The following is a 7,826-nucleotide window of genomic DNA, read 5'->3' on the forward strand; positions in this document are numbered from 1 at the left end:
TTAAAAATTTAGAGGAAGACTACCAAGAAAAAATAAAGCTTCTTCAAAGTGCATATTCAAGTTTTAAAAAAGACAAAGAAAATGAAACTAAAAAATTAGAAAATTCAATCTTAGAGAAGGAAGAAATTATTAAATCAATAAATAATCAAAGCATAGATTACAAAGAAAAGACAAATTTTTTGGAATCAAATAACCAAGAACTTGAAGACAAATTAAAATTATTAAGCCAAGAAAAAGCCAATTTAAATTCTAAATTGAATAAGAATGAAATTGTTTTAAATAATTTCAATAAAACTTTAGAAGCATACAAGAAAACTAAAAATGAAGATATTCAATATATAAATAAACTTCAATCTAAACTTTTAAATCAAGAAAAAGCTTTTGAAAATACTCAGATCCAGCTGGCAGAATTAGATAAACTAAAATTAAAAATAAAAGAATCAAATAATGTCTTAATAGAATATCAAGAAGAAATTGCGACTTACAATAATCGTATTGATGAGAGCGAAGAAACGATAAATCATTTATTAGAAAAGATTGTTGATCTTAAAGAAGAAAACTTTGATTACAAAGAAAAATTAGAAGAATTAGAAAAATTAAAATTAAGTGTTGAAGATTCGAATAATGTTATTGGAGATTATGAAGAGAAATTAGCAGAATTAGAAAAGATCAAAAGGGATCTCAAGGCATGTAATGATGAACTTATTAAAAGTAACGAGACGATTAAAAAACTTTTAAATGAAAATAACGATTTAAAACTAAGATTTAATAAAAATAACTTTGAAGATATAACTACATATGAAATTAATAAAGATAACTCCAAAATTTTTACAAATGAAACGAGAAACCCAAAAATTAATACTGAAACATTCTCAGAAAAAGTATCATTTAAAATAGATCAATCAAAGCTAGAGAGACAAAAGTCAGAGCAGAAAAAAATTGAAGAAAAAATAAAAGAAGTTGAGAGTATAGAATTTGATGATGATGAAATTGAAGACTACGAAAATTCAGAAGAAAATATCAACTTATATAATCAAAATCAAGCAAATGAATCTGATAATTTAACTTATAATCGTTATTATCAATATTTAATTAAACATATTGATGAAAATATTGATGAAGATGAAGAGATTGATAAAGAAACTTTTTCTCTTTTCATAAATCAATATTCGATTGATGAAGATGAATTAATTGAAGAAATTAATACTTTTTGTACTGAGAGGTACGATGAATTATTATTAGAAGAAAATAATGCTACAAATACCTTTGAAATATCAAAAGAAGTTTTTGAAAATTTTAAATTAGCTTTTAACTACAATGATCGAAATTAGTGCGAAGGAAAGAAAAAAAATTTTAAAAAGTCTTAGAGGAGGAACTGTCCCTAATCAAGGCATTCTTCGTTTAGCGGTTGGTAGAAATAATGAGCTAAATGCCATTTTAAAAGATTGTGAAGATATATCTGAAAGCTTAACTAGTTTTAGGATTTTTATTGGAGATTATGGAACAGGTAAAACTTTTCTTTTAAGTTTGGCAAGAGAATATGCTCAAAAAAAGAATATTTGTACATGTCATGCTGACTTAGATCCNCAAAAACGCCTACATAGCAATAAAGGTGATGCCCTAAGTTTATATAGACAATTAATTTCTAATTTATCAACTAGGTTAAAACCTAATGGCGGAGCNTTGAAGTCAGTTATAGAAAAATATCTTAAATCACAAAGAATAANTGATCTCCAAGANAAATTAAATGAGTTAGATCAAACTTCTCTTAGCTTTGACTTTTTTAAAGTTCTTGAGATATATAAACAAGCAATTACTGAAAATGATACATATAGAAAACAAGCCTGTCTAAGATGGTTAAGTGGTGAATATGCTTCAAGAATAGATTCTGCTAGAGAATTAGGTGTTAGAACAATTATTGCTGATCACAACTATTACGATGCTTTAAAAGTACTTACTAATGTTCTTGTTCTTGCGGGATATTCAGGATTATTAATCCATATCGATGAAATGGTGAATATGCTAAAAATTTCGCATTCCCCATCTAGAAAAAATAATATGGAGCAAATTCTTAGGATATATAACGATGTGATGCAATCTAATCAAAAAAATTTAGGGGTATATTTATCTGGCACCCCTGATTTCTTAACTAATCCAAGAATAGGTCTCTACTCATATGATGCGCTTAAAGGAAGATTAAAAGAGAATACTTATCTAACAAAAAATGCTTTTGATCCAGACCACCCTGTAATAAGAGTAGAGCCATTTGATAATAATGAGCTATACCTTTTGGTTGAGAGAGTAGGGGAAATCTATGAATCAGATGAAAATATTAAAAATATNATAAGTCAAGATATGATTACTTCTTTCTTAGATTGCTGCAAGCAACAACTTGGATCGGATTTATATACTTCCCCAAGAAATGTAATTAAAGAGTTTTTAGATTTAAGAAGTGTTTTAGATATTGATCCTTCCGCAAATTGGGAAGAGTTATTATCCTCAAAAGTAAAAATAAAACCAGATCTAGACGAAAATGAATTTTCTGAAGATGATGATGAAGAATTAAAGGGATTCACTTTAGGAAAATAATGTCTGAAGGAAATTTTGAATATAATCTTCTTCATGAAAATATAAAAAAATGGATTTTTAAAAATGGATGGACAAACCTTAGACCAGCCCAACAACAATCTATAAAAGAAATTCGGCAATCAAATAATAATTTAATCATTTATGCACCAACAGCTTCAGGGAAAACAGAAGCAGCAATGCTTCCTTTAATTTCAGAATTATTAGATAAGGATCATAGGGAAAATGCTTATATTATCTATATTTCCCCGTTAAAAGCGCTAATAAACGATCAACTAATAAGAATGGAATCAATATGCAAAGATAATGATATTTGTACCGTACCTTGGCATGGAGATGTGCCTATTAATGTAAAAAATAGACTTGATAAAAATAATCAAGCAATACTCCTTATTACACCAGAATCTTTAGAAGCAATGCTTATCAATAACCCTAATAAAGCACGTTCATTATTTAAAAATTCCATCTCAATTGTTATCGATGAATTTCATTCTTTTTTGGGGAATGACAGAGGAGATCAATTGAGGTCATTATTAAATAGGCTTGAAAAATTCACCAAATGTTGCCCTAGAAGAATTGGTTTGTCAGCAACTATTGGAGATGAAAATTATATTATTAATGCTTTAAATTCAAATAATTCATCAAATACAAAAATAATAAAAGAACCTATTAGTGGTAAACGTGAAATAAAACTTTCACTTAGAGGTTATGAAAATGAATTAACTATTGAAGGAGAAGAATTAGAAAATACTTCCCCCGAAGAGATTGAAAGCAAAAAAAATAATTCACCAGATATCCTTATTACCAAAGACATATTTAGATTTAGAAATCAAACTAATTTAGTTTTCCCAAACTCAATAAGGAATGTTGAAAACTTTGTATATGAAGGAAATTTTTTATGNAANCAAAAAGAAGAGGATAAGATTTTTTTNCCNCANCATTCATTATTATCAAATAATTTAAGAAAAGATGTAGAAGGCAAAGCAAAAGAAGGTAATAAACCTATGACAATTGTTTGCACATCAACTTTGGAATTAGGAATAGATATTGGAAATGTTGATAACGTCTTTCAAATTTATGCTCCGTTAAGCGTCGCATCACTTAGACAAAGACTTGGAAGATCAGGAAGAAGAGGTAATGATTCTGTTCTAAGGATTCATATTGTGGAGAATTGCATAAAGGAAAATAAAAAATACGTTGATTTACTTCGCTATAAATTGGTTAAAACAATTGCAATATTAAAATTAATGTCTGAAGATTGGTATGAAACAGAAAATAGATCCTCAGTTTCTTTATGTATAACAGCACATCAGATTCTTGCACTTTTAAAACAACTTGGAGGAGCTACTGCTGAGGATATCTGGTTTTTCTTTAANGAAAAAAATACATTTAATTTGGATATAAATATTTTTAAAAATTTATTAAATTACTTAAAAGAAAAAGAACTTATTTTACAAATCAGTAGNAAAATNTACCTGTCTGATNAAGGTAGTGATTTAACTGATAANTTTAGATTCTATACATGTTTTGAAAGTGTTGAAGAATATCAAATTTATGCACTAGGGAAAAGATTAGGGATTCTTCCCTTTGATTCCTCTTTAAATGAGGGGGATAATCTACTTTTTGCAGGTCAAAAATGGTTAATAAAAAAAATTGATAAAGACAAAAGAATTGTTGAAGTAGTCGATTCAACTATTAAAGGATCTGTCCCATCAACAAAAGGAGAAACTAATATCGATACAAAAATATTTGAAAAAATGAAAATTATTTATGAAGAAGAAGAAATGCCGATATTTTTAGATNCTAAAGCCAAAAAATTATTAACTGAAGCAAAAGATTTTTTTGAAAAGTTTGATTTAAAAAGCCAAAATTGGATTCCCATAAGTGATAAATCAATTAGATGGTTTCCTTGGGTGGGGACTAAAACAAGAACAACTATAGACTTAATGATTAGTCAGTTCACAAATTCAAAATCAAATTTAGATTCTGATGACTTATCTTTAGTTATAAATGTCAATGAGTTCAATTCATTACAAGATTTTTTATTAAATAAAAAATCTGAAGAAATATATGTTGATTTATTTAATAACCTACTTGTTAATGTGGACAANATTTACTTACAAAATACTGGTAAATGGTCATGGTTGCTTAGTCCAGAAAATAAAGTAAGAGACTTTATGATGAGACAATTAAATATTCAGGAAGCTATGAATGCAATTCTTAATTTAAAAATTTAGGAATAATTTCTTAAAAGAAATTTTCTTATTTTGATAGTTGCATTAAATTAGGGAGGGGAAAGGATTAAATCATGAAAAACTTATGGACTAAAAGAAATATCATGGACTATCTAAGCCACCCAGAGGAGANCTTAGACAAGAACTATTCTCNCATAAGGCAAAAGTATAGAAAAGAACTTAGAAGACAAGATGAAGAGACAAAAAAACAGGGTGGGGTTGTTGATTGGAATTATATTTTGAATGATTTCATGTAATAGCTAGGGAGGATTCAAACCTGCGACCTAGTGCTCCCAAAGCACTTAAAAGGGAGGAGAGGCAAAAGGTTTCAAGCCATAACTTATTNNTTGGGTAGTTTTACTAACTTTTTCCAGACAAACTATGATATTTTGAAGGAATTTTGACGGAATTTATGAANAAANANTNTTTTGGATCAGAGGANAATCCNTTAGATGAAAGAGCATTTTATCAATCAATNTTTTATTGGCTTATGAAAAGGATNAAGGACTCTANAGAAGAGGNAAAGTTATTAAGCGTNGCAAATATTCAAATNATTTTATTTTTTATGGATAAAGCNAATCCNGATAATTTTTCAAATTTTCAAGAGGATATTTTTCTAGAATTTCTAATTGAATTAAAGAAACGTATNTTAGAACCTGCCAAACTNATCGAATTAATTGATATCACANCATCCTCTTTCCCAAATCTACTTAAGATTGGTGATTCTGATGAAGATACTTATAAAACATCTAAGGAGTTCAAAAAGGATATAAATTTAGCGGAAATAATGGCTATCATCGATGTTTCTTGGTACGACAGTTCAAACAGCATAACTATGCAGAGAGTAAGGAAATTTCGAGATAAGATGATGCAAAATTACAACAATTAAAAATAGTGTTAATGGTTATCAATAAAAAATATAGAGATTCCATTTTTTGACGTAATTATGATGGAAAGGTATTACATCATAATTATCTAATAAAAAAGCGATTCTAAGGAAGCTTTTTTATAACTTGGATTTTTAGAGTCGCAGCGACAGGATTCGAACCTGCGACCTAGTGCTCCCAAAGCACCCATTACGAAATTTTACAGCTCCAACAATAAACAAGTTATTGTATAGCTAGTTAGTTGGTATATCTACAATTTATATGAGTCTAAATATTGTGATCTAATGTGAAAGGTATAGCAAAACCTTGCAAATAATCGCAAAATTTTTTTATTTGAGAATTTCAAATAAAAGTTGGAAAAACATTTTAATCAAAAATAGTTTTTTGATTAAATTCGGTTTCTTTATTTTGATTTAAAAGACTTTTTACTTTTAAACTAATATTTTTTAAATTAGATGTGGGCGTAATATCAAAAAAGTTCTTTTCTTGATAAAGAGATTTATTCCCTGACCAGGAAATATTTTCCTTGAGTTCTTCGGATGGTTTCAAACATCCTATGGTTCTATTCAATTTCTTAAGCTTGTTAATACAATGCATAGAACCGCCAGTTATTGAGCTTTCTAATAAAAACCCCATTTTGGATAATCCTGCTTGAATTCTATCTCTTGCAACAAATTGATATCTTGTTGGTTTCACCCCCACTAAATACTCAGAGACAAGTGCCCCACCTTGTTCAATAATCTTTTGAGCTAGATGATAATTTTCATTTGGATAAATACTATCAAGTCCATTAGGAAGCACAGCTACAGTTGGAACTTCTTTTTTTAGTGCAGATTTATGGGCAATGGTATCGCATCCTATTGCCAAACCACTTATTACTGATTCGACATTAGAGGAGATTAAATCACAAATAATTGATCCGTGATTAATCGTATATTCAGTAGGATTTCTCGTTCCTACAATTGCTATTGAATCATTCTTATTTATAGATTCGATATTCCCTTTTACAAATAAAACTAAAGGGAAATCCTTAAGTTGCTTTAAATAAAATGGATACTTACTCGAAGAAAAGGGTATCACTTGGATTCCTATTTCTAATGACCATTCTAGTTTCCCCATTATTTGTTCTCTTAAAACTTGCCATTCAGTTTCACTTAATATGTCTTTATTATTTTGAGATGAAATATCAAATAAATCGTCTAAATTTTCAAATCTTGATTGACAAATTAATTTCTTTACCTTAGATGGGCCATTCCCTTTAATCGATAGTGCAGTCAAAATATTTGCGGCTTTCTTAATATTCATTTGAAAAAATCAATCAATTTATTTGCGGTCTTTTTAATACCTTTTCTAATTTCCCCTTTAATTTTATTTTTAATGTCTTTTTCGTTAACTTTTTCAAATAATTGAACCTTTTGTTTATGGTATTGATTTGTGGCTTTCTTAATACCTTTTTTAATTTGATCTTTGATTTTTTCACTTATATCTTTATCTTCAACTATTTCTAAGAATTGATCTTTTTGTTTATGGTATTCTCTTGCTGCTTTTTCCGCTTCTTCCCGATTGAATGGTTTTGATATTACTTTCTTTTCTTTTTCTTTTTTTTGTTGATTTGGTTTGATTTCTAATGTCTCTGTAAATTTATTTATTGGTTTAATATCCCATATCTCTTTGAGTTGAGTATTTAAAGCTATACCTCTTTGTTTTGAGTTGCGATCAGTAACGCTTAGAGCTAAACATGTAATTTCATTTAGATATCCTGAATCTCTTATTATTTTTTTGCAAACATCAAAACTTTGACCTGTAGTTGTAACGTCATCTAAAAGAAGAATTTTCCCATTTCTAGGAAATACTATATTATTTAATTCGATAGTTTTTGATAATTCATCATTTGTCGGTCTAAATCCATGTGACTTTTTTTCTCTTTGCGATATAGTTTTCAAAAACCTAGATCCATCAACAATTGGACCTCCGCATAACTTTTTTATAATTTTATTTAAGGATCCATCCTTTCTAGGCGAACTTCCTGGAACAGAAGTTAGGAGCAATTTTGTATTTTGAGGGATAATTTCTGAAAGCAAGAAAGCATAAAAACCAAGAGCATATGATTGTCCATCTT

Annotated in this window: 4 protein-coding genes; 3 read left to right on the forward strand and 1 reads right to left on the reverse strand. The window is 28.3% G+C overall.

Annotation, left to right across the window (positions count from 1 at the left end; translation table 11 throughout):
* The first annotated feature begins 1,317 nt into the window (after window positions 1-1,317).
* From CBD51_005250 to CBD51_005260, 3 genes are all read left to right on the forward strand, one after another.
* Entirely contained in the window at window positions 1,318-2,589 is a 1,272-nt protein-coding gene (locus tag CBD51_005250) for an ATP-binding protein (protein ID RPG58409.1), read from the forward strand.
* A complete protein-coding gene (locus CBD51_005255; GenBank protein ID RPG58410.1) occupies window positions 2,589-4,823 on the forward strand; it encodes a DEAD/DEAH box helicase in 2,235 nt (744 codons plus the stop codon). The genes CBD51_005250 and CBD51_005255 overlap by 1 nt, the downstream gene beginning before the upstream one ends.
* A 71-nt stretch (window positions 4,824-4,894) precedes the next feature.
* Complete coding sequence (locus tag CBD51_005260; protein ID RPG58411.1) at window positions 4,895-5,077, forward strand: hypothetical protein; 183 nt, start codon at window positions 4,895-4,897, stop codon at window positions 5,075-5,077.
* Between the two features lie 996 nt (window positions 5,078-6,073).
* Here CBD51_005260 and CBD51_005265 read toward each other — a convergent pair.
* A complete protein-coding gene (locus CBD51_005265) occupies window positions 6,074-7,012 on the reverse strand; it encodes a DNA-processing protein DprA (protein RPG58412.1) in 939 nt (312 codons plus the stop codon).
* Window positions 7,013-7,826 lie beyond the last annotated feature (814 nt).

Source organism: Flavobacteriales bacterium TMED191, assembly GCA_002171975.2.
Lineage (GTDB): Bacteria > Bacteroidota > Bacteroidia > Flavobacteriales > TMED113.